Consider the following 24385-nt stretch of genomic DNA (forward strand, 5'->3'; position numbering starts at 1 on the left):
AATTTATGTTGGCTTTATGATTGGTGGGAATAATAATTGTTGTCCACCTTTTAATTGTCTGAATTTGTTTAAATCGTTGTACTGTGCTACTTGAACGTAATAATACGGTGTGTTCCAAACCTTGTTTGATAATTGAGGTAAGCTATCGCCTTGTACAACTTCGATCATGTGTGAAATGTCGGGAGAACTTTCGTTGTCTTCTTTTTTTCGCTTATCAGCAGAAACATATTTTCCGAAACTCAACGATATTTTTGCTCTTAACGGACTTCCATCTGGTTTGAACAAAGTATACGTTGTATCGAACGACTTCAATACGCTGTAAAACACGAGATCACTTCCCCATTGTATTTTTACAAAGTTGGGTCTGTGAATGTCGCCGTTGTAGGTGTAAACAATATCTTCTAAAGCTTCAATTTCCTTGTTTAAATCGGTACGTTTGTTATCAACAACTCCTGTACAGTCTATGACAATATCAAAACTGAGATTGTCACTTGGTGTGTGTTTGTATTTTTGAGATGTTGTACTCGTATCTATAGGTTGTTGCTCATTGTATTCAATACTTCGACTCCATTTTATAGATTCAGGATTGATCATTAGATTATATGGATCACCAGAAACGGCTTGTGTAAAGTCCTCATCTTTGTATCCTGTTATTTTCATATATTCCAATGCCATAATCGTATGTTATCTATTATATTTTTCTCGTTTTTGTGCTTCCGAAATCATACGTCTGCAGCTTTCCAATACTTCATTTTTTAATTTTGAAGCATCGTACGCATTGCGTTTTGTGTTCAAATTTTCATGCACCGTTTTTATCTCTGTTTTTATGACTAATTCTCTGATTTCTATGGGCATAATATGTGTTGTGTACGTTTATGTGGTTGATTTGATGTTGAAATAGTTGTATGCTAATTCGATAGTTTCTATTAATATTTCGCTTTCTTGCGATTTTAAATCAGAAACAGCATAACTTACTGGATATGCATTGTAAAACGTCCATTTCATCAATACTTTTCCTTCATTATCAAGCAAATCAACAGATACATCTTGTGTTTGTATAGCATTTGCTAATCCTCCATCTAGTGTATCAGAACACCATGAAATTAACTTTGATTCTGTTGGAACAATGGCTCTTTTAAGTACTAAGTTTTTACTACTGCTTACGTTTGGCAATCGATATTTAAACCGATTTTCGCCGCCGCCAGCAACTTCTTCAATACCTAATTCTTTACTGATTCCTGAGACTTCTTTAAAAGCCGCATCTTCCCCTTCAAACGAAAGTGAAAAATAGAATCCAACAGGATATGCACTATTATCCATTTGCGATAATTAGTTGTTCGTGGGCAATTTCTAAAGTGTCGATAGCAACTTCATTTCCATCAGATTTTAGATCAGTACTCGTAATTTTGGTCGGCCATGCATTGTTAAGTGTCCATTGCATGGTTACTTTTCCAGATTCGTCTAATAGTTTAATGATTACCGTTCTACGTTTGATGGTGTTCATAGAAATTTCCTTATGCCAATTCCAAAATGTATTATCGTTGACAAAAACACCGCGTTTCATAGTTACATTTCCATACTTTACTATGCCAGGCATTTTTTCGGTAGAGAATAGTGTACTATTACTTTTACGATATTCAATAATTTGGTTTTCTACGTCCATTCCAGAAACTTCTTGGAATGCAACACCTTTCATTTCAGTTCCTAAGTCTACTTCAAATCGGAACTTTGGCATGGGCCATGTAGACCCTTCTTTACTTCCATCATCTGCCATAATATTATATTTTTAATTGTTAATTTTTGTTTTTAAAATGTGATTACTTTTTTGCTTTAGATTAGCTAGAAGTTGCTTGTTGTTGTTGGAATGTTAGTACAATAAATTCTGCAGGACGCACTACTGCAACTTTAATAGTTACATTCATAAATCCATTTAAAATGTCGTCTGAAGTCATTGTGCTTCCTAATCCGCATTCAACAGAAAAAGCAGCAGCAGCAGTAGCTCCTTGCAATCCACCTTCTTTCCAAATACTAGTTAAGAAACTTCCAATCATGGTTTTTACTGCTTCCCATGTGTTTTTATCGTTTGGAGCAAATACATAAGCTTGTGCCGCAAGTTTACACGATTGCTCTAAGAAAGTCATCGTTCTTCTTACTGATAAGTAGCGCCAATCTTGACTGTTTCCGTCTAAGGTTCTTGCGCCCCAAATTAGGATTCCGAGTCCGTTGAAGAAACGAATAGCGTTGATAGATTTTCCAGAAACAGCATCTACATTTAAGCCTGCTTGTTGAGATTCTGATAGTTTTATAGGTAACGAAGCTGCACCAACCATAGAAGTATTAGCAGGAGCTTGCCACGGACCAACTTCATTGTCAGTTACCGTAATTACACCGGCCATTCCACCACTTGGCGGTAACATGTTTGCATCACTTAATACATGATTAATGATTGTGCTGTAAGTTTTACTTGCTGCAATGAGTGAATTGTTATATTGACTTACCGTTAATGGTGTTCCAGAAGGGTTTTCAATGTTTCCAATAATAGTTTCTACCGTTTGATCTGGATTGTCAGCAGGACTCAATAATGGTTCTAATTGTTTTATATCACCGCCAAAAAGATTTGTATAGTCAATATCAGAAGTTTGCATGATTGTAGTTCCAACAAATGGATAATAAGCGGTTCCATAGTTGAGTCCGTTGGCTCCTGTATTGTCACGGAATGTAGTGATATCGTCCATCCACATTACTGGATCTGGATTTCTTCCTCCTATAATGTCTAAAATAGCAACAGCTGTTTGCATTTCTTCTGCTTGTAGCAGCATAGAAGCCATTAATGTTCCATTGTTTTCAACAGATAATAAAGTAGCTTCTGGACAGATATACATAGTTGGTTCTTGTTCATTTTTCAACAATGCCAATCCGTTTGTAAGATCGTTTAATTGTACATTTGGATTTACAATTTGATCTCCTGGAGTCATTGCTTTACCGGAAGGAGCACCATAACTTCCCACTGATACGATGTACGCGTCTCCACCACCGTTTTCGTAGAACAAACGAATACTGTTGTAGAGATAATAAATAGTATTTGGATCAGGAACAATAGAGTAGTAGGTTCCATCAATGAGCATGTAATCACCTTTTTCTGGTTGACTTTTTTCTGCTACCAAATAGTATTGTGGACTATATTGTTTTGCTGGATCTGCTGGTGCAGGTGGATCTGGCAACATAAAAATTGCCTGAAAATCTGTAAAGGACGTAATTTTGGTCGGTACGTTTGTATACGATTTCCCTTCGTACATGGCTTGAGGAGTATATCCAATAAATGCTGGAACTGCTGTTGCCACAGGGACAACCGAATTTCCGAAACCATTTATTTCATTGATATAAACCCCTGGAGATTTAATGGTTGATAAATTCATAAAACATAGTTATTTGATTCGTGTTAATTTTTATAAGTATTGATAAGGCATGTTAGATATAGACATATATCAACGATGCTATTGTATGGTCGTCTTGTATTTGTAAGTTTTGTGGATTGGGAATCGGTAATCCTTTGATAACGATTTCCTTTCGTTCACCACTTATAGTCTGTTTTGTGTTGACTAAGTCAAATGTGTAGGTTACTTCATTTTTTAATGGGATTTTGGTAGGTTTTGATGAAAAAAGCAGCGCTTTTTGTCCGTTTTGAAGGATTTGTTCAGTTGGTGATGTAAATTGAATTTCATTAGCTCCTTCTATAACTAATTGATTGTATTCTTGATTCGAATTATTCACAACGTAATAATTCCACTCAGTTTTTCTAGCTTGTAGTTGAATGGAAAATGAGATGGGATTCATTATTTTTTGTAAGCGAATGATATCGTCAAATTTTATAGCAACAGTAATTGTTTTCTGATTGTTCGCTTCTTTTATAAATGTTTCTGAAAGTTGTATTTTTGTTGTGTTTGATGAGGTTTCAGTCATGTCGCTTGCATAACTTAGTATTCCTAATTCATTCGTAGAAATGTCTGTGAAATTGTAAAAATTTGCATCCGTAGTAATTCCTTCAAATTGAAAAGCAGTGATGCCAGAAACCTGCGAGATATAATTTAAATGTGTTTCTATTGATTGCTCACTAGATGTGTAGACTTCAAATCCGTCAGTAAGTATTCTTAGGATCAAACCATATTTGTCTAAAATCGTTTTTGTTGATGTGGTAGCTTTATATTGTAAGCATTCACAAACATTAGACGCATAGTATGTATGCGAAACCGTTACTTTAAACAAAGATATATATGTTATACTCATGGTTTTGCGTCTGTATTAATACTTTTAATTGCGGTGTCAAATCCTTCAACTTCATCAGAAGCAATAGATACTAATCGGATTTTATAAATTACAGATGGTTGATATTTTGTACCAAGTGCTGTCCATAGATTCTGCATTTGCATATAGTTTTCGCCTTTTTGAAACTCATATTCTAGTTTGCCTATTTCGGTAGGAATTCCGGCGTTTTTAGTGGCGTCAACCATTTCATTTATTTGAAAGAACTGAATAGAAGTATCTAAAAACTTTAAAGCTTCTATATAATCTTCAAAATTTGGAGTGATAAGCGTAAATAAGTTGTAACGTTGTGAACGCGGAGCTCTTTGGTAATTTCCGTTTTCTAATTTTTGATTTCTATTGTAGAATTGCTGCGTGTTGTCTTGTTCTACATGAATCAATGAAACGATAATCTTGTTTTGGTTTTCTAATGGCACATTGCCGTTTTGATCAATGATAGGATTGATCTTTACCACATCTTCCTCCAAATTGAATTTTGTCTTTACAAATTGGTTGAGTGCTTTTCCTGTAAATTGAAGTGCTTTTTCAATCATATGGTACAATGGTTTGGTTAGCTAGCAATAGCTTGCTAAAATTAATAATACAATGAATGTTTATAATGAAGTAGGCGTATACCATTTATGCACATTTTACGTTTGTACGAATTTTTCCGTAGACAAATCGTAGACAACAATAAAATTCATATACAACGATTTTGTATACCTTATGTATAAGATGTATTTGTAATGTTTTGGTTTTAGGCAGAAGTGGTCAGCAATACTTCATGAGTTTAAGATACGGAAATATTGAATGTTTGCTGAATTAAATTTTTACAAAAGTTTAGTTTGTTAGCGTTTGAAGATAATTGCGAAGATCTTGATGTTTTTCTAATACCATTTTTTTCTTTAAACGATATTTATGTGTACGAACACTTTCTTGATTGATTCCTAAAATTAAACGAATATCTTCATTAGACATATTCATCTTTAAATAGCAGCAGTATTTTAAATCTTTAGCAGTGAGACACGGAAATTTTTCACTCAGATTTTTTAAAAAGTTTGGGTTTATATTTTCAAAATAGCGTTTAAATTCGTCCCAGTGTTTTCGATCATTTTTTGTCATCTTAATTGTATTCACAATAGACATCAGCTGTGCTTTGGTAGAAGCATCTACGTTTACATAGAGTTGTTTGATGCGCTCTTTTATTTTGTCTAAAATGGCTTTTTTTTGATCGAGTTCTAAGGTGAAACGCGTTAAATCTTTTGTTTGGTCATTGTTTTGTAATGCATTTTGCGCAAATGTTTTTGAAGAAGAAGATTGTGTTGTCTTTTGAATTAAATTTAAAATGCCTTGCACATTTGTACTTAAATGATTTGATTGTACACCATATTCAAACGACTGTGTAAAGACAACCATTTGATCTTGAATTTTTAGTTCTTTTCGTTCCTGCTGTTGGCGCAAACACAATAAAGGAATTGTAAAACTATTGTTGTAAGATATCAATGAATTGATGATGTTTTGATTGTCTCGAAAACTAAGAATGATTAAAATGGGTTGAATAGATTTTGATATTTGAATGATATCAGACACACGCGTAGCTGTAATAAAACTATACTCATTCACTGTTTGCAAACTTTTTAGAATTGCAGCGAGCGAAGTAGAAGTATCACTTCCAATAAGTATATTTTTGTGTGTAGTCATTACTATAGATATATTTATGTCAACAAGTAATAGTGTATTTTTGGGGAATCACATCAAAAATGATATTTCAAAAGTAGTATTTAAAGCTGTGAAATAATACGGTAGAAATACTTGGTTTTGACGTTTCAATGTTAATTTTTAGGAAAGATTTGAAACGATGTAGATTTATGACCTTCATAATATGGAGTGATTGGTTATTCCAAATATAGAAAGTCTACATGTTTTGAAATAGCGTGATACTACGTGATTATTTTTATGTTTTCTGATTGATGATTTTAGGAATCACTTTAAATCAAAAATCCGAAAAGTATTTTTAGCAAGATTGAATACTTGCAGTTTTCCTTGCAATACAGTTGAAGCATCTCGTAAAATTTTCACTACTTCATTCACTTGAAAATTTGATGCCATACTCACAATTTGTGGCATCACTCTAGAATCGTTGCAATCTTCATTTTGAAATATTTCTTGCTCATCAGTAAAAGTTGCTGCTAACGATTTGCCGTTTTTGTAATTGAATACAGAAATATGACCTTCTTCGCCTTTTACGCCAGTGTACACCATAGGAATAGCGTATTTTTTACAAATGGAATCTATCAATAATCTAGAAGCGTAATTGTCTGTACAATCCACGACAATGTGTGCATTTTTTAGTAGGTTTTCGCTGTTTTTGGACGTTAAACGTTCTTTGATGCTTGTAATTTCAATCGTTTTGTTACGTGCTTTCAATTCCGCCGCAGCGATCTCACATTTATAGTGTCCGACCGAATTTAGATCAAATAAAATTTGACGTTGCAAGTTGTCTTTTTCTACTATATCATCATCAATAATGGTAAGTTTTCCAATACCAAGTAGCGTGAGTGATAATTGTGTAGCGCAACCCAATCCGCCACAACCTACAACAGCAATATGTGCTTCTTCATAACTCATTATTGAATTTGACTCAAAATAGTTTTGTCGGTAATTTTATCATCTTCTGCTAAGAGAAAAGCTTTGCTTAATACTAATGATAATCCGCGATCACCTTCAAAAGGCAAGAAGATGTTACTGGTATTTTTATCTTTTCCTCTCGCTGGAACAATACATAAATATTGATCGTTTGGTTCCATGAGAATATTAGAACTTCCTATGTGAATTTTGTATGTGCGTTTTGTTCCTTTTACACGTAAAAATTTCCCGTCAATACTAGAAACTTTGCTGATTTTTAAACGAGGTAATAGTTTTTCTAAGATTTGTTTTCTCGTTTTGGCAACTTCCGTTAAATCTCCAAAAGAATAACTTGTCCAGTAATCTCGGTATTGTGGTAATCCGCCATTGTCTCTCCATTCTGGATCGTTTCCAACACTACAAACACCTACAAATAAATCAACATCACGTAAGATTTCAGAAAGGACAAGTTTCGGAACTTCAATCAAATCTAAGACTTCGTTATCTTTAATAAATCGCACTTGGTCGGTTGCTACATAATTCCAAATTCCTGCATCATTAAATTCGTCATCCGCATACAATTCATTAATCCAAAATTGCGCTTCTAATTGATGTGCTTTTATTTGTATGGTAGCCGTTTGTGAATCAATTCCGTCATCGTAAGCGCCCATTAGAGAATATTTCCATCCACGAATGCTCGTGAGTGCATTAAATTGGTGTTGCTTTAAAATATGTGCTGCCATTCGGTTGCTATACGTTTTCGTATTGATTTCTGCATCTGTTAAAATGTATACTTCACGATACGCTTGTTTTAGCGGTTGTTTTATTTCAAGTTCTTCTAGTTTTTTGCGCCAAAATAATACACCAGTAACTTCTTCATAAATAGGATGCCACAAGCGAACTTCTGTTTCTTCTGTAATCCAATCAAGAGGTGTATTATTTTCAGTAATCCATTGTTCGTTTATATAGAAAGCTGTGACAAATGTATCTTCTTTTTTAAATTGCCATAATAGTTTTTTTGCGATAAAACTAACTAATCCATGATTTAAATAGTATTTTGTTAGACTTTCATAAGTCCATATGCGATTGTCTAAATATAATCTGTCTATACGATCGCGTTGCGCTGTGAGGTATTTTTTAATTTGGGCAATATCACTTTTTGCCTTTTTGAGTGTTTGTGAATGTTTTGTAGAATTTTTTACAAATGCAGGAGTTGTTTTTTGTGATTTCCCGTCTGGTTTTCGCCAGATAAGATTTACTTTTCCAAGCTCTTGTATGCTAAGTTCTAAGTGATAATCGTCAAAAGCGATTGTTTTTTCTCCATTTTCCAATCCAAAGTTAGGAATGGATAATTCTTCTATTTCTGAGGAAGAAATGCCTAGTTTGGTAGAAGCTTCTTCAATATACTTTATGATGGTTTTTCGCGTATTGTTTTGTTTAATTTTTAGTTTTAAACGAGACAAATGACTGATACCTTCTAGTCCTTTTGTATTTCCTAATACATAAATACAGGCATTACCAATACCTGCTGCTGCTGGACCAACGCCAGGGATTTTTTTGAAACAGCGTTCTGCTAGTTTGGCTACAAGATGTAAAGTGGTTGAGTCATGAAATTTTGCTAAACTCCATACGATACCTTTGACGAATGTAGTGCTTTTTTCATGTAAAAACTCAAAGTGTGTATATTCATAAACATATCCATTGCCATGATCATACTTTATAGTCTTTTCTATTTCTTTAAGTTTCGTAATGTGTTCTAGCCATGGATGAACAATGGCTTTGTATTTTGAAATTCCTATTTGATCAATAATGTCACTTGTGCTTTTTAGAAAACGCTTGCTAGGTTTTCCGCTAGTAGCTTTTGTAAATTGCTGACATAGCTGATATATATAATTACGAATATTTTCTTCCATTGACAATACTTCAGCATTAAATAATTTGCCGAATTGATCGTCTGTATGTGTATATGGAAGTGTTTTTCCTTCTGTATTTTGACTATCGAAAAGTATTTTTTTGAGTTTTGTTTCTACTTTTGTAAGGTCTGATCCCCAATAATTGTCTTTGTTTTGCATTTGAGAAGATGCTAGAAATTTTTCAATGAAAGCTTTCCATGCTGGCGTTAAACCATTTTTTTTGACACTTTTTTCTATTTGTTGTACGGCAAATCCAATTGGCCAATCTGCAAAACGAATAAGATTCCTTTTGGATGATGAAGTTTCGATAAAGTAATTCATCAAATCTTCAAATTCTATAGGATTGTACTCAAGATTACTTCTCATGAGTACTGGCAATAACGTGGTACATATATATCGCTTATCAGCTTCGGCATGATTTAAGGATCTTTTTTCTCTTTTTTTAATGAGTTCTATATATTGCTCGGCAATATATCTTACAAATCCTTTTTTCGTAGAAGAGTCTTTTGCTTTCAATTTTTTGTACGAAGGAAGTTTTGCAAACGCTACAGAATAGGAAGTATCATCATCGGCAGCTTCTTGCATGATGTCTTTTAAAATATGTTCATATTCCGAATGCTCTGGAGACGCTGGTTTATTTCCTCCAAATAGACTTTTTAAGCTATTTTTTAATCCCATATTAATTGTTTATCCACCTACCAAAGGAGTTAGTTTTACAAAGCTAACAGTAGTTGTTTTGGTTACTAATACTTCTTGCTCAAGACTTTCTGCTTGCTGATCATCAACTAAAACTAGAAATCCATTTTTTTGAAAAGCATCAAAGGCAATGAAACTTTGCTCTTCAGCGTCAATCTTTTTGCGTTTGTTTTTTAATTTGTATCCGTTGAGTGTTTTTTCGGATTCTGTAGGACGTATAAAACCTTTAAAATATTCAGGTAGTTTGTTGTTGTAGGCTTCGACTTCAGCAGAAACACGAGCTGTGATGATATCTTTTACGGTTACAATTTCACTGGCTACAGCAATTTGTATTTGATTTAAAATATCGCCCGTTAATGATTCATCCTTAATGGTAATCGTCATCGTATTATTTTTTATTAAACTTACTAATTTTTATGGTTAGTTGGAAATAGAGTGGACAAAAAAACCTGCAACTACAGGAGTTACAGGTTTTATTATTTTTTGTTTTTAAGCTAAAATGTATCAGTCTTTTCTAAAACCGTTTATTAGACCAATTTTACTTTTGTAAACGTCAATAGTAACGTCTTCTATATCGTGTTTTGTCATATTTGTTTGCCAATTATTCGTAACTAGCCAAATTCCTTTCGGATCTTTTAGCATTTTTATATTGTTTACTATTTCATCACCATCTTTGTTTATAAAGGTGTTAGAAACAATCATCCATTCAAAAGTTTCTTTTGTTTTATCAGAGTAATGAAGGAAGTAATCAGTTTCGTTTTTCCCATTATTCCAGAAAAATAGATCTCTTTTTTCAAAACTTAATCCGTCTTTAATAGAAAGTGTAATTAGTATTAAGTTCTCTTTTTTCTCATCTAAATATTCATAGGGAAATATATTTTTTTGAACTGAATTAATAGAAATTCCATGTTCATCTTTCTCAAAAAAATGTTCTGGTTTCAGATTTACTATTTTTCTTTCTGTATCATGTATTGTTTGGTATTCAATAGTAATTTCCATCTTAAAGTATAGATTGATTAAAAAAGAAAAACCTGTAACTATAAAAGCTACAGGTTTTTAATTTATTATAAAATTGTAATTAGTCTTTGCTTACAATGATAAAGTCTGAACGACGATTTTGTTGGTGTTCTTCATCTGTACACTTTTTACAGTCTACTAATGGAGAGCTTTCTCCTTTTCCTTCACTGCTTAAGCGAGAAGCGTCAATTCCTTTAGAGATGATATACTGAACAGTAGATTTAGCTCTTCTATCAGATAAACGTTGGTTGTAAGATGCAGGACCTCTAACATCAGTATGTGTTTCCACTTTGATTACCATATTAGGATACTTTGTCATTACATTTACCACTTTGTCTAACTCAAAAGCAGCATCTTGGCGAATATTGTGTTTGTCAAAATCAAAATAAATTGGGTTTAGCACAATTACGTCTTCAATAATCTCTTCGATTGGAGCTAATGGAATATCAACTACTTTTTCAGGATTATCTCCACTATTCACATCTATTTGCTGAGGAACATAACCTTGTATTGTAGCTTCCACGCGAGAAGATTTGTCACATTCTACTTTGAATGTTACTTTTCCTTCTGAATCTGTTGTTTTTGATCCAACACTGTTTCCTTTGTCATCAGCTAATACAACATTTGCTCCACTTAATGCAGCTCCTGTTTCTTTATCTGTTACAACAATAACATAGTCAACATCACAAATTGGGTTGATTAGGTTTACTTCGTAGATATCATCATCTCCTTTTCCTCCGTCACGGTTTGAAGCAACAAATCCTTTTTTAGATTCTTCATTAAATGTGAAAGAGAAGTCATCAGAATTACTGTTTAATGGCGTTCCTAAGTTACGAACTGCACCATAAGAATCTCCTTTAACTTTAGAAGCAAATACATCTAATCCTCCAATTGTCAAATGACCATCAGAAGAGAAGTATAAAGTGTTATTGCTACTAATGTATGGGAAAAATTCTCTTCCTTCAGTATTGATATCTCCGCCTAAATTTTCTGGCTCACCAAAAGATCCATCACTATTGATAGCGACTTTGTATAAATCTGATTGACCAATACCTCCTGGCATGTCTGAAGCAAAGTATAAAGTTTTTCCATCAGTACTTACTGCTGGATGTCCAACTGAATATTCATCATTGTTAAATGGAACTGGTTTTACATTAGTCCATTCTCCACCAGACATTGTTGCTGTATACAAGTTTAATGTTCCTTGTCCACCTTCACTTTTCTTGAATTTACCATCATAGTAGTTTTCACGAGTGAAATACATTGTTTTACCATCAGGAGAAAAACTTACAGTTCCTTCGTGGAACTTTGTGTTGATATCTTTAGATAAAGCAACTGCTTTAGATAATTCTCCATCGCCATCATATGTAGCCATGTAAATATCTAAGTATGGTTGATCGTTCCATCCATATTTTCTACCACCATCACGTGTAGACGTAAAGTATACCGTACTTCCAGTTGAAATCGCTCCAAAGTCAGAATTTTTAGTATTAATTTCAGAATTCTTCACTTCAAACTTAGTCACTTTTGCTAAAATTTGTGGAATGTAGTTTGGATTCTTGTTAAAGGCTATTGCTCTTTTATCTCTTGGTTTTGCTTTTGCAAACTTAGCCATCCAGTCATTGTGCTGTTGGTACTTTCCGTTAGCTTTAAGCATTTGCGCATACTTATAATATACATCAGGCTTTGTGTTTCCTTCAGAAATTGTTTGACTATACCAACGTTCTGCATCTTTTGTTTTAAAAAGATTGTAATAACAGTTAGCTAATTGTTCATATACATAAGCGTCAGCTTCTTCAATGGCAATTTCTTTATATTCTTCGGCCGCTTTTACATATCGGAGATCTTTGAAAAGCTTATCGGCTTTTTTTGTTTTATCATTCTGAGCAAACACATTTGAGGTTGCTAGAATTAGAATTAATATATATAGTTTTTTCATTGTTTTTGGCGTTTAGGTGTTAGAAATATCTAGGCGAACGAGAAACTTTTCTTGGGAAGTATAAATCAAATAATAAGAATACTTCGTGCGATGCACTTGCAACAGAAGAGATTTCTGAAGTTACGGCATCATAAGCGTAACCGATACGTAATCTCGGATTAATTGCAAAGTTTACCATTCCACTAAAAGAATCATCTAAACGATAAGAAGCTCCAATTTCAAATTTTTCATAAAATAACGCATTCACGTTTAAGTCAAATGATGTAGGTGCATCAAATGCTGATTTTACTAAGAATGATGGTTTGATTTTTGTATTGGGACTTGCTTGGAATACATAACCTCCAGTAAGGAAATAATGTGAAACTTCAGAACCAAATGCTCTTCCGTTTACATCAAGGTGTTTTCCTTTTAAGAAGTTAGGTACAGATAAAGCTAAATAGTAATTATCTGTATAGTAAAAAAGTCCAGCTCCTAAATTAAATGTAGTTTCATTTACATCACTAGAAAAGGCTTCATCACCTTGATCAATTAATGTTGGATTTACTTGTGAAAACAGTCCAATGTCATGGAAAGTTAAACCAGCTTTAATACCAAACGCTAATTTGTGTGCGCCGCCTAATTTTAATGTGTATGCAAAGTCAGTATAAGCATTAGTTTCTTTTACAGGTCCAATTTGATCTGAAATTAAAGATAAACCTAGTCCTACATTTTTACCGACTGGCGAATGCCCAAAGAACGTAAACGTTCTTGGGGCACCGTCAAATCCGGTCCATTGATTTCTGTATAATGCTCCTAAAGATATTCCTTCTTTAGATCCTGCATAAGCAGGATTAATTACTGCCATATTATACATGTACTGTGTGTACTGCGGGTCTTGCTGAGCAAGCGATGGCAGTGAAAAAAGTAATACAAATAGCGCGATATATAAGTTCTTCATGATATGATGTAATATTATTTTTAAGAATATAGATTTTTAATTTTTATGTAACAGATGTTATTTGTTTAAATAAACCCATCCATTTTTAGACTGTCCATTTTCAAGTCTTAGTACATAAAAATAAGTTCCTACTGGTAAATTATCATTATCATTCGTTTGTCCTTCCCATTCATTCGTGTACTTTAATTTTTTGTATACAGAACGACCATGCGAATTAAATATCTCTATTTCTTCTACTCTAAATGCTCTTAAATCTAATGTTTGATTAAAAGGATCTCCATTTGGTGAAATACCTTGTGGGAATGAACACATAGAGTTAATTACTGTAAATGTTTGCATGCTTGCGCATCCATCAGCAGTTGTAATTGTTACTGTATATTCTCCGTCTTCAGTAGCAATGAATTGTGATTCGTCATTATTGACAGAAGAACCACCTGACCAATCATAAGTTACTGTTGCTGGATCATATCCATTGTTTAATGGAGATACGGTAATTGTATATTCATCATTAATACATTCACCTTCTAAACCAATATTTGCAGGATCAATTTGCATTAATACCTCTATTTGGAAATCTCCTGTAGTATAGCAACCTGTTATGTCATTTTCAATACGAATGTATACTGTTCCTCCTGCACTTGTATATGTTGTAGGATCTGCTAGCATATTAGTTCCAGCTTCGGCATCTGCTGAAGTTTCGTAATATGAAATTGTTACATCTTGTTGTGGTGGATCACCTAAAATATTAGGATCTTGTATTGTAAGATCAAATACAGCGATACCGTCAAGATCGTCATCACATTCTCTTAATGTTTCAGTAGAAACAATTTCAGGAACTCTTTCTACACGAACTGTAACATCATCTGTTAGCGTTACTAATGAACCATCAGCAAGTGCATATGTAATAGATGCAGTATATGTAGTATCTTCTGTTGGAGAAACAGTAATGTCTGTATCATTACTAATTACGTTACCATCTGAATCTAACCACTCAAAAGTATAGTTAGGGTTACCATCTGGTACAAATCTCCATAATTCTTGTTCAGTAACTGCCCAAGGAGAATCACTTGTGTTTCTTCCTGGAGGTGCATAACCTACAGTTCCCGCTTCATTTTGAATTCCTATTACTGTATTTCCTCCATTCCAAGTTGGACATGCAGGTTTTTCAATGATTACTACATCAACAACGTTAGAAGATTCATATAAAATAATCTGTTGAGTAGTTAATAGATCATTACAAGCAAAAGAGAAATGAGGAACTTCAAAGAATGTTACTTTAAATTGACGCGAAGGCGCTGTTCCAACAGTAGTGTATTCAATATAGTGATCACCATCTACACCAGGATCAATATCATGGTATGCACCAAATATTCCAGCACGGTGAAGTGGATCAGGTCCGAAACCAATATCAACTAAGTTAGGATCTGGAACATCTTCATTGAAATTCCAAGCGCAGTTTTCACCTGCCATACTTGTATCAAATCCAATTAATCCATTCGCTCCAATTACTAATTGAGTATAATTTTGACCAAAGAACTGGAAGTCAAATCCTAAATCAATAACAGAAGACCAAGTATCATCAGCTGTAATAGAAGTAGGTACTCCTGTTAAGTTATCTGGAGGACATTGTAAGTCACTAATTGAATATGAACTTGTATCAGATGTAATAGCACTTACCATAAATGTTGCAGATAAGTCTGTTGAAGTTACATCACATGTTTGTAATTGATCGTATCCAGCATTGATAATTCTACAAGATTGATCTGGACAGAAAGGTTGTGTTTTAGGCTCACTTGTGAGTACACAATTTGTATCGTCTGTATCAGCTACTGTAAATACTACTGGAGTTGCATTTGGATATGGTCCAAAAGTATATACACCTGCAGCTGTTGCAACTTGTGCAGCACTTCCAAAATCGTCTGTAATAGTAATAGAGGCAGCATCTCCTGTGTCTAAGATTTCAACATCAATTAAGAATTGATCTCCAGCAGCACAGTCTTCTACTACAGTATATGTTGCAGTAGGCTTGAAACATGTTAAACACTCAGCAGTCCATTCCCAAGGCGTTCCATCTCCAGAAGCACAACTTGTAAATCCATCACTGATAATTTCCATGAATAAGTTTCCACCTGTAGACTCAATAGTTAATCCAGCTAAATCTCCTGCATTGTTTCCTGAGAAGATTAAATCTCCAGTATTATCAGAACCACTGTAGAAGTTAATGATATCATCATCATCTGTAATTTGTCCAGCAGTGAATGATAATCGTATAGGGAAGCCTGAATCTGATGTAAATAAGAATGAATTATCATCATTATTAGTATAGCAATGCGTAAGGTTTATTGGTCCGTCTGCACATACTAAATTAAATATTTGGTTTGGATCAGGTCGTGTAGTAAAACTTTCCTCAATACAACCCGTGGCAGCACCATTTGCATTGTAAGGTATAATCGTTACATAATATGTTGTAGCGTATTCAGTATCCACTAAAAATGTATTAACATCTCCAACATCTTGACTAAGAACTTCTGTTCCGCCTGGTGTAGTTCCAACATTTAAGATATATCCACTAGGTGTGTTTGCAGCAGTTCCCCAAGTAATGTTTTGATCAATTTCTACATCAGTAGCACCATCTAAAGGAAAAGTTAATGAAACACAAGATGGTGGAGCGAATGGATCAATACAGCTTACGATGAAGTCCCAAGGAGTATATCCTTCAGATTGACAACTAAAAACTCCATCTGATTGAATTTGGAAAGTAATTGTTGGTCCTGTACTTTCAAAAGTAAGTCCAGCTAAATCACCAGCGTTTCCATAATCATTATAAATTTCTGTTCCGTCTGAATCAAAAACGATTAATTCATCCCAGTTGTTTTCTACTTGACCAGCATTGAAAGAAACTGAAAGTAGTGATGTTCCATCAGAACTTGTATAGCTAAATGTTGTTGTATCATTGTTTCCATAGCAAAAACCAGTTACATTTAATGGTGGTGCACTACAATCTACAGGAACAAAAGGGTCATCACGTATTGTAAAACTTTCCTCAGTACAACCAGTAGCATTACCGTTTGCATTGTATGGCGTAATTGTTACATAATGTGTTGTTGAAAAAGCTAAAGTTCCAGGGTCGAATGTGTTTACAAGACCTACATCGAAACCATCTAAAACCTCATTTCCTCCAGGAGTAGTTCCTATTGTAACTAAATATCCTGTTGGGTTTCCAGCAGCTGTTGTCCAAGAAATATCTTCATCTTCGTTAATATCTACGGCTCCATCAACAGGTGATGTTAAAGCAACACATGTTGGAGGTAATGAAGGATCTACACAAGAAACAGTATAATCCCAAGGTTGAATTCCAGCACTACTTAAACAGCTTACAGAACCATCAGAAGTAACTGTAAGGCTAAGAGAAGGTCCAGTAGACTCAAAAATAAGTCCAGCTAAATCTCCATTGTTACCGTATCCATTATATAATTCGGTTACACCATCAGAATCGTAAATAATTAATTCGTCCCAGTTGTTTTCAACATTTCCTGAGTTGAATTGGATTTGAAGTGTAGCACCATCAGAACTTGCAAAGTTGAAAACTTCTGTATTGTTATTATCATAACAGAAACCTGTGACATTTACAGGAACACCAGAAGCACAATCTACAACAACATTTGGATCAGCACGTGTTGTAAAGCTAGATTCAGTACAACCAGTTGTGTCTCCATTTGCATTGTAAGGTATTATAGTAACATAAAACGTAGTAGCGTAAGCTAACGTTCCAGGATCGTAAGTAGTTACGAGACCAGCATCAAATTCGTTTAAGATGTCTGTTCCTCCAGGAGTAGTACCAATAGATATTTTATATCCAGTTGGTCCGCCTGTTGCAGATCCCCATGCGATATCACTATCCTCATCTACATCAACAGCACCATCAACAGGAGCAGTAACTGCAACACAAGAAGGTGGTAAAGATGTATCTACACATGTGATTGAAAAATCCCATGGTGTGTATCCTTGATTATCACAACTAATTGAACCGTCAGCAGTAATACCTATAGTAATTGTATCTCCAGTAGATTCAAAAGAAAGACCTGTTAGGTCTCCAGCATTTCCGTAACCGTTATAAATTTGAGTTGTTCCGTCAGAATCGGTGATGATAAGTTCATCCCAGTTATTCTCTACTTGTCCGGCGTTGAAAGTGACTGCCAGTGGCGATCCATCACTACTTGTATAAGTGAAAGATGTAGTATCATTATTTCCATAACAAAAACCTGTATTGTTTACAGGCCCTGAAGTACAGTCCACAGTTTGTGAATATGATAACGCACTGAAAAAGGTCACCATGATCAACAAGGTAATTTTTTTCATAAAAAAGTTGGTTAATAGTTAGTAGCCCTAAAAATAGTAAAAAAATGCAAACTTAACTTTACTTTAACACTTTAGTTGAAAAAAAATAAAAGTCAGGCGTTAAATTTTAACCTTATATAAACAGGAAAATGATCGCTATAACCACCAAGATATTTTCTGCCAGCATAGGTTCTGAAAGGATTGCCTTTGTACTTTCCTTTCCATTGTGTTAAAAAGTGATCATCAAAAACATCTGCAGTAGCAAAACTGTGAGTTCCTTTTTTATAATCGAAGAAGTTGGTTGTAAAAATAATTTGATCAAATAAATTCCATTCTCCTTTATAGTTTAAACTACCTTTATATATAGTCAATAATTTTTCCATAGGATTATACAAGTCTGTATCCATTAAATGTTGTTGAATGCTTTTGCTTGTAGGATCATCATTAAAATCACCCATAATAATAATATGAGGATCTATTTCTTCAGATTGGATATTGTTTATTTTTTCTCTAACAGTTTCCGCGGCCTTAATACGCTTGTGTGCTGTTTCATCTGCGCCATCTCTGCGCGAAGACCAATGATTCACAAAAACATGAATAAGTTCATTGTTTAATAAACCTTTTACATATAATGTATCTCGTGTAAAATCACGACGTCCTTCATCATTATATAATAGGATAGGAATTGATTCGGAATCAATTACTTCAAAATGTTCTTTTTGATAGAGCAAACCTACATCAATTCCACGTTCGTCAGGAGAATTGTAATGGACAAAATCATAGTCATGTTCAATAAGTTGTTTTGAATTGATAAGATCATTCATGACTGTTTTGTTTTCAACTTCAGCAACACCTACCAATACAGGCGGATTTTCTATATTTTCTGGACCAATACTAGCAATGGCAGAACTTAACTTGTAAATTTTCTTATCATAACGTTTTGGAGTCCAATTTCGATCTGATTCAGGTAAAAAATCATTGTCTAAAACATATTGATCGTCTTCTGTATCAAATAAATTTTCAAGATTGTAAAATGCAATGGTGTGGTACTTACGTATAGTATTGTTTTTCTCCATAAGAGTTATAAAAGTCTGTTTATAAATATAAAAGTACTAAAATCACAAAAGGAAATGTGTAACTTTGTGTTTTTAATTTTATTTATGCTAGAAAAGAAATCGATAGCTTACGAGCGTGCCGTCCTTATAGGGGTAATAACTAAAGATCAAGACGAAGTCAAATCTAAAGAGTATTTAGATGAACTTGAGTTTTTGACATATACTGCAGGCGGTGAAGTTGTAAAGCGTTTTACACAGAAGATTGATATTCCGAATCCGAAAACATTTATCGGAACCGGAAAAATGGAAGAAGTAGAGCAGTTTGTAAAATCGAACGATATTGGATCTGTGATTTTTGATGATGAGTTATCTCCTTCACAACAAAAAAATATAGAGCGTTTGCTAAAATGCAAGATTATTGATAGAACCGGATTGATTCTCGACATTTTTGCACAACGCGCTAAGACAAGTTATGCGCGAACACAAGTAGAGCTAGCACAATATCAATATTTATTACCACGACTTACAGGTTTATGGACGCATTTAGAACGTCAACGAGGAGGAATTGGAATGCGCGGACCTGGAGAAACTGAAATTGAAACAGATAGACGTATTGTACGTGATAAAATTGCTTTGTTGCGAAAAAAAATGGTGACAATCGATAAGCAAATGGCCGTACAACGTGGAAACAGAGGTGCCTTGATTCGTGTTGCTTTAGTCGGATATACCAATGTTGGAAAATCTACTTTGATGAATGTGGTAAGTAAGAGCGATGTTTTTGCTGAAAATAAACTGTTTGCTACGTTAGATACTACTGTGCGCAAAGTTGTCATTGGAAATCTTCCTTTTTTATTGAGTGATACTGTTGGATTTATTAGAAAATTACCAACACAATTGGTAGATTCTTTTAAAAGTACACTTGATGAAGTTCGAGAAGCCGATTTATTATTGCACATAGTAGACATTTCGCATCCTAATTTTGAAGATCATATTGCTTCTGTAAATCAGATTTTGAGTGAAATTAAAAGTGCTGATAAACCTACAGTGATGGTTTTCAATAAAATTGATGCATACACGCATGAAACTATTGATAGTGATGATTTGGTGACTGAAAAAACCAAAGCACATTATACGCTTGATGATTGGAAAAAAACATGGATGAATTCTTCTGCGGAAGATGTGTTGTTTATTTCTGCAATCAATAAAGAAAACTTAGACGAGTTTAAACGTAAAGTATATAATGTAGTTCGTGAAATTCACGTAACGCGTTTTCCATATAATAATTTCTTGTATCCAGATTATGAGGAATTACAATAAAAATTAAAGATCAAAAAAAGGAGATAATTGCAATTATCTCCTTTTTTGTTTACATTTAATATCTACTAATAGGCAGTAAATCTGTTTGTTAATGATGTAAGACTTATAATTCCCTTATTTTTTTCAGACTGATGCTATACAGCTATTTTCTTCGGAAAACGATGCTGTATTACCTTTTACGTGGAATCCGAAAAACGTACGAGTAGGAGCAACTTAATATTTTACACAATGAAAAAAAATAAAAAGCAATTAAATCTTAAGAAAAAAGCAGTCTCTGATTTATCAACTCAAACTATAGGTGGACTTCGAAAAGAATCGCCAACAGGACCACCAACAAATGCTAATACGATGTGCTACATCTGTCCTGATAATCAAAATGAGTGGTAAAATTCAATATTAAAAACTTAATACAATGAAAAAAAGTCTAAAAAAACTACAACTTAATAAAAAAGCTGTTAGCAATTTATCTGATTTGCTAAAAGGCGGATTACGACAAGATCCATTTGATCCAAAAGATCCATTTGATCCAACTAATAATACATGGTGTTATGTATGTCCAGATGATCCTGTAGATACATTTTGAAATCATACAAAAAACATAAAAGAGTCTATGCATTATGTAGACTCTTTTTTTATCAATAACCTAAAGAAAAGGACATTTAATCTTCTTCAATCCAAGTTCCTATTATTCCTCTATTTCCTAAAGCATAGCCCAGTCGGTAACTTCCTGCTTTTTTCATTTCAATATACTTTCCTGGCGCTGGTATAATTCCATTATCACGTAAAATAGCATTGTAGGCAGCAACTTTATCTTTTCCTAAACTATTTCCGTTTTGTGTAATATTGTTTCCGTCTATTAACAATTTCACCGCTTCATCTGTAGATCCAATAAATCCTTTTTTATGTAAATCGTTGAATACTTTTTTAATCTTAGCATTTAAGCCAATGACTACAATATGATTTCCTTTTTTATAGAATGAAAAATCAGCATTTCTTTGTACGCCAGCTTTGCGGAACATTGCTGCATATTTTCTATTTTGTGCTTCAGATAACTCAGTTCCGTTCACATACATACGATCTTTTTCAGTGGTAAAAGTAACTTCATCAGTAGTACTAATTAATTGATCGTCTCTCAATGATGCTAATAAATCGTTTTGTATTGCTGGCCAAATCCAATTTAGATTTGTATCAGAAGTTCCAGAATATGCAGTTTTTGGATCGTCTAACAAACGTTTTATATGAGTGCTTACGCCGCCTTTATGACGTGCTCTTTCTTCTACGCGTTTTGCTTCTCTATCCAAACGTTTTGCTTCTCGTTCTATTCTTTTTGCTTGCATTTCAATACGTTTCGCTTCGCGTTCAGCACGTTGTTTCTCTCGTTTCGCTTGTTGTTCAATTCGTTTTGCTTCACGTTCTGCCTGACGTTCCAAACGTTCTGCTTCAAGTTGCATACGATCTGCCTCTCTACGCATACGATCTGCTTCTCTTTGCATACGTTGTTTTTCAGCATTTACACTGCTTCCCGAAATAATAATCTTGGCATCTTTTCCCATAGCTTCAAACTTTTCTACCAAAGCAGGAGAAGCGACATTTAAGTCTAAAGAAATACGCAAGCTTTTTTCTGTCAGTTTTACGTAATATACCTTTTCATCGTTACTCCATTTAGAATATCCTTTTCCGATATCCATATTTTTTCCGCCAAGTGTATTTTCGATCAAATTTTTAAGCTTCTCGTATCTATTTTTTGGAAAACGTGCACGAAGTTTATAATCATCTTCTGTATGGCTTATAGAAATAGAAGTACTTTCACTACTACTGCTACTTTTTGTAGAACTACTGTATGTAGATGATGAACTTGTTGATGGTGGCGTTGGCGGTGTTGGTGGTTCTTGCGCATATCCTAACTGGACGATGCATGTGCTTATAATTGCTATAAATAAATGTTTCATTTGTACGTTTTTTAATTTCTGTTAATGTCAAATGCAGTTAGCATCATAAAAAATTGTAATTCATATAACCTGATTACGGATGCTTGTGTCATTTTTCTAATTTTTGATGAATGTTACTCTTATTCTTTGATGATTTTAAAAGTCAATCCAACGCCACGAGTACTTTCTATGGCAATGGTAGCATCTTTTTTAAAGTATTTTCGGAGTCGGCTAATAAATACATCCATGCTTCTTCCTGAAAAGAAATCATCAGTTCCCCAAACATTTTCAAGAACGTCTTCTCGTTTTATCATTTGGTTTTTGTGATCGTAGAAATACTGAATGAGTTGCGCTTCTTTCTCAGTAATTCGTTGTGTTTCTCCATTGAATTTTAATTGATAGTTTACTGTGTCAAAAACATATTTTCCAATGGTAAATTCTAGTTCGTTTTTTGATGAAATAATTGTTTTTTGTGTTCGTTTCAATATGTTTTGTAAACGTAAAACCAAAATATCAGCTTCAAATGGCTTGACGATATAATCGTCGGCTCCGAGTTTTAATCCTCGTATTTTGTCTTCTTTCATCTTCTTGGCTGTCAAAAAGATAAATGGAATTTCAGGATTGTGTTGAATCACTTTTTCCGCTAATGAAAAACCGTCTAATTTTGGCATCATCACATCAAAAACACAAATATCAAAAGCGTTATCTTGTTGATGTTCGTCGGCAGTAAAAAGCGCAAACGCTTCCTGACCGTTTTTTGCCCAAGTCACATCAAAATTGTGAATCATTAAGTATTGTTTTAAAATACTTCCGAAATCATAATCGTCTTCTGCGAGTAAAACTTTGGTTTTTTGCATTAGTTAATTGGTATTAATAGGGTAAATATGGTTCCTTTTTCTAATTCGCTTTGCACGGTAATTTTACCTTCATGTGCGTTCACAATCTGACTTGTATAATACAATCCTAATCCAAGTCCTTTTACATTGTGTACATTTCCGTGACTAACTCTATAAAACTTATCAAAAATTTGTGGCTGATCTTTCTCCGAAATTCCTTGTCCATTGTCACTAATTTTGATGCTGTATGTATCGCCTTTCAACGAAGTTTCTATCGTAATTTCTGTTTCATCATTTCCATACTTTACTGCATTTTCTAGAATATTTAGGATGGCAGTTGTAAAATGGAAAGTATCTATTCGTAACAATACTTCTTGTGGGCAAATATGATTAATGATGTTTAATTCATGCTGTTGTGTTGACAATTTGAAATCTGCAATCAAATCATTAAAATATTCGTTGTCTACAACAACGTCTTTCGATAATACAATATCATTGGCGCTCAAACTATTCGTTAATACTTGATCGATGAGTTTTTGCAAGCGTGTATTTTGTCTGTCAACAATATTTAATGTATGATCAAATGCTTCCTCAGAATTGCGAATTCCTTTGTTTTTTAAACTTTTTGATGCAACACTTAAAGTAGCCAAAGGTGTTTTTAATTCGTGTGTGATATTGTTGATGAAATCTGTTTTGATCTCTGTGATTTTCTTCTGATTAATTAAATTTTTAATTGAATAATAGAGCAATCCAACGACAAACAAAAACAGTAATACCGAGAATACAAGTAAAATTGCCATACGACGAAAAACAATACTTTTCCAGTCGGTAATTAAAATGACATCTTTTGTTTTTAGCTCAACATCAAATGTATTTGTAAACACACTATCGTTTTCTTGCGAAATAAAATCAAACTCTGTAAAGGTTCGTGAGCTTTTAATAACATGTGTATCTGTATTATCAAAATGTTCTCCCAAAACTGTGGCATCTTGGTTTTTTGTTGCAGGAAAAATGGTGTCATTTTCTTGACCATTAAACACAACGATACTTGTAATATCACGCTTGTAACGAATTTTATATCCTAAATTGATAGCAGCTAATTCTTTTTTGTAACGTTCCATATATGGTACATTAATGCTGTCTGCTTTTATGCGTAATCTGCGAATTACCTCAGCTTTGGTAATGCGTTTATTTTCGTAATCACCTAAATTGGTACGTAAATCTTCGCCAAGAATATCAACCAATGAATCCAACTCTGGATGATTGTCAATATCAGAAATCGCATTATCTGTTTCTTGTACAAATGCGCGCTTCTTTAATTGATATGCGTTTTCTATTAAGTATCCTTGAATTCCCGATAAGGCAATCAATGTAGCAATAGAAGCAATAATTAATATGGTGATTTTATTTTTCATCTAATGGTTGTTGGTTTGTTGTTGGCTGTTTCTTCAGTTTCAACAATTCAAAAGTAGTAATTCAGCAAGA

General features: G+C 33.8%; 22 protein-coding genes. 3 read left to right on the forward strand and 19 right to left on the reverse strand.

All coding sequences use genetic code 11. The features are described from left to right. Window positions 1-3 precede the first annotated feature (3 nt). The 16 genes from ACOQOS_RS16130 to ACOQOS_RS16205 form a co-directional block, all read right to left on the reverse strand. Window positions 4-675, reverse strand: coding sequence for a hypothetical protein (locus tag ACOQOS_RS16130; RefSeq protein WP_420571500.1), 672 nt, complete (start codon window positions 673-675; stop codon window positions 4-6). A gap of 9 nt (window positions 676-684) precedes the next feature. Beyond that, complete coding sequence (locus tag ACOQOS_RS16135; protein ID WP_420571501.1) at window positions 685-855, reverse strand: DUF5908 family protein; 171 nt, start codon at window positions 853-855, stop codon at window positions 685-687. Between the two features lie 18 nt (window positions 856-873). Further along, the gene (locus tag ACOQOS_RS16140; protein WP_420571502.1) at window positions 874-1320 is read right to left on the reverse strand and encodes a phage tail protein; all 447 of its coding nucleotides are present in this window, start codon (window positions 1318-1320) and stop codon (window positions 874-876) included. Beyond that, complete coding sequence (locus ACOQOS_RS16145; protein WP_420571503.1) at window positions 1313-1774, reverse strand: phage tail protein; 462 nt, start codon at window positions 1772-1774, stop codon at window positions 1313-1315. Before ACOQOS_RS16145 ends, ACOQOS_RS16140 begins: the two co-directional genes overlap by 8 nt. 61 nt (window positions 1775-1835) lie before the next feature. Continuing rightward, entirely contained in the window at window positions 1836-3416 is a 1581-nt protein-coding gene (locus tag ACOQOS_RS16150; protein ID WP_420571504.1) for a phage tail sheath family protein, read from the reverse strand. Between the two features lie 52 nt (window positions 3417-3468). Next, window positions 3469-4284 (reverse strand): hypothetical protein, encoded by an 816-nt coding sequence (locus ACOQOS_RS16155; protein WP_420571505.1) that lies wholly within the window; start codon window positions 4282-4284, stop codon window positions 3469-3471. Continuing rightward, window positions 4281-4853 (reverse strand): Pvc16 family protein, encoded by a 573-nt coding sequence (locus ACOQOS_RS16160; protein ID WP_420571506.1) that lies wholly within the window; start codon window positions 4851-4853, stop codon window positions 4281-4283. The genes ACOQOS_RS16155 and ACOQOS_RS16160 overlap by 4 nt, the downstream gene beginning before the upstream one ends. A 286-nt stretch (window positions 4854-5139) precedes the next feature. Continuing rightward, window positions 5140-6000 carry a helix-turn-helix transcriptional regulator gene (locus ACOQOS_RS16165; RefSeq protein WP_420571507.1) on the reverse strand — a complete coding sequence of 287 codons (861 nt, stop codon included), beginning with the start codon at window positions 5998-6000 and terminating at the stop codon, window positions 5140-5142. A gap of 282 nt (window positions 6001-6282) precedes the next feature. Then, window positions 6283-6927: a HesA/MoeB/ThiF family protein gene (locus ACOQOS_RS16170; protein ID WP_420571508.1), complete on the reverse strand. Its 645-nt coding sequence runs from the start codon at window positions 6925-6927 to the stop codon at window positions 6283-6285. Then, entirely contained in the window at window positions 6927-9515 is a 2589-nt protein-coding gene (locus ACOQOS_RS16175) for a DUF4132 domain-containing protein (protein ID WP_420571509.1), read from the reverse strand. Before ACOQOS_RS16175 ends, ACOQOS_RS16170 begins: the two co-directional genes overlap by 1 nt. 9 nt (window positions 9516-9524) lie before the next feature. Continuing rightward, window positions 9525-9917, reverse strand: a complete 393-nt coding sequence (locus ACOQOS_RS16180; RefSeq protein ID WP_420571510.1) for a hypothetical protein — start codon at window positions 9915-9917, stop codon at window positions 9525-9527. Window positions 9918-10037: 120 nt separating this feature from the next. Then, entirely contained in the window at window positions 10038-10532 is a 495-nt protein-coding gene (locus ACOQOS_RS16185) for a hypothetical protein (protein WP_420571511.1), read from the reverse strand. Between the two features lie 79 nt (window positions 10533-10611). Continuing rightward, window positions 10612-12489, reverse strand: a complete 1878-nt coding sequence (locus ACOQOS_RS16190) for an OmpA family protein (protein ID WP_420571512.1) — start codon at window positions 12487-12489, stop codon at window positions 10612-10614. A gap of 19 nt (window positions 12490-12508) precedes the next feature. Next, window positions 12509-13426: a type IX secretion system membrane protein PorP/SprF gene (locus tag ACOQOS_RS16195; protein ID WP_420571513.1), complete on the reverse strand. Its 918-nt coding sequence runs from the start codon at window positions 13424-13426 to the stop codon at window positions 12509-12511. Window positions 13427-13483: 57 nt separating this feature from the next. After that, window positions 13484-17785, reverse strand: a complete 4302-nt coding sequence (locus ACOQOS_RS16200; protein WP_420571514.1) for a gliding motility-associated C-terminal domain-containing protein — start codon at window positions 17783-17785, stop codon at window positions 13484-13486. A 92-nt stretch (window positions 17786-17877) separates the two neighbouring features. Further along, complete coding sequence (locus ACOQOS_RS16205) at window positions 17878-18840, reverse strand: endonuclease (RefSeq protein WP_420571515.1); 963 nt, start codon at window positions 18838-18840, stop codon at window positions 17878-17880. 84 nt (window positions 18841-18924) lie between these two features. Between ACOQOS_RS16205 and hflX the strand changes: the two genes are divergently transcribed. From hflX to ACOQOS_RS16220, 3 genes are all read left to right on the forward strand, one after another. Next, window positions 18925-20136, forward strand: coding sequence for a GTPase HflX (gene hflX / locus ACOQOS_RS16210; protein WP_420571516.1), 1212 nt, complete (start codon window positions 18925-18927; stop codon window positions 20134-20136). Window positions 20137-20364: 228 nt separating this feature from the next. Beyond that, window positions 20365-20523: a hypothetical protein gene (locus tag ACOQOS_RS16215; protein WP_420571517.1), complete on the forward strand. Its 159-nt coding sequence runs from the start codon at window positions 20365-20367 to the stop codon at window positions 20521-20523. A 25-nt stretch (window positions 20524-20548) separates the two neighbouring features. Next, window positions 20549-20719 carry a hypothetical protein gene (locus ACOQOS_RS16220; protein ID WP_420571518.1) on the forward strand — a complete coding sequence of 57 codons (171 nt, stop codon included), beginning with the start codon at window positions 20549-20551 and terminating at the stop codon, window positions 20717-20719. A 76-nt stretch (window positions 20720-20795) separates the two neighbouring features. Here the strand turns inward: ACOQOS_RS16220 and ACOQOS_RS16225 are convergent, their stop codons facing one another. The 3 genes from ACOQOS_RS16225 to ACOQOS_RS16235 all read right to left on the reverse strand — a co-directional run bounded on the left by ACOQOS_RS16225 (window position 20796) and on the right by ACOQOS_RS16235 (window position 24315). After that, window positions 20796-22085, reverse strand: a complete 1290-nt coding sequence (locus ACOQOS_RS16225; protein WP_420571519.1) for an ATP synthase F0 subunit B — start codon at window positions 22083-22085, stop codon at window positions 20796-20798. Window positions 22086-22204: 119 nt separating this feature from the next. Beyond that, the gene (locus tag ACOQOS_RS16230; RefSeq protein WP_420571520.1) at window positions 22205-22921 is read right to left on the reverse strand and encodes a response regulator transcription factor; all 717 of its coding nucleotides are present in this window, start codon (window positions 22919-22921) and stop codon (window positions 22205-22207) included. Then, entirely contained in the window at window positions 22921-24315 is a 1395-nt protein-coding gene (locus ACOQOS_RS16235) for a sensor histidine kinase (RefSeq protein WP_420571521.1), read from the reverse strand. Before ACOQOS_RS16235 ends, ACOQOS_RS16230 begins: the two co-directional genes overlap by 1 nt. Window positions 24316-24385 lie beyond the last annotated feature (70 nt).

It is taken from the genome of Kordia sp. (assembly GCF_965224175.1).
Taxonomy (GTDB): domain Bacteria; phylum Bacteroidota; class Bacteroidia; order Flavobacteriales; family Flavobacteriaceae; genus Kordia.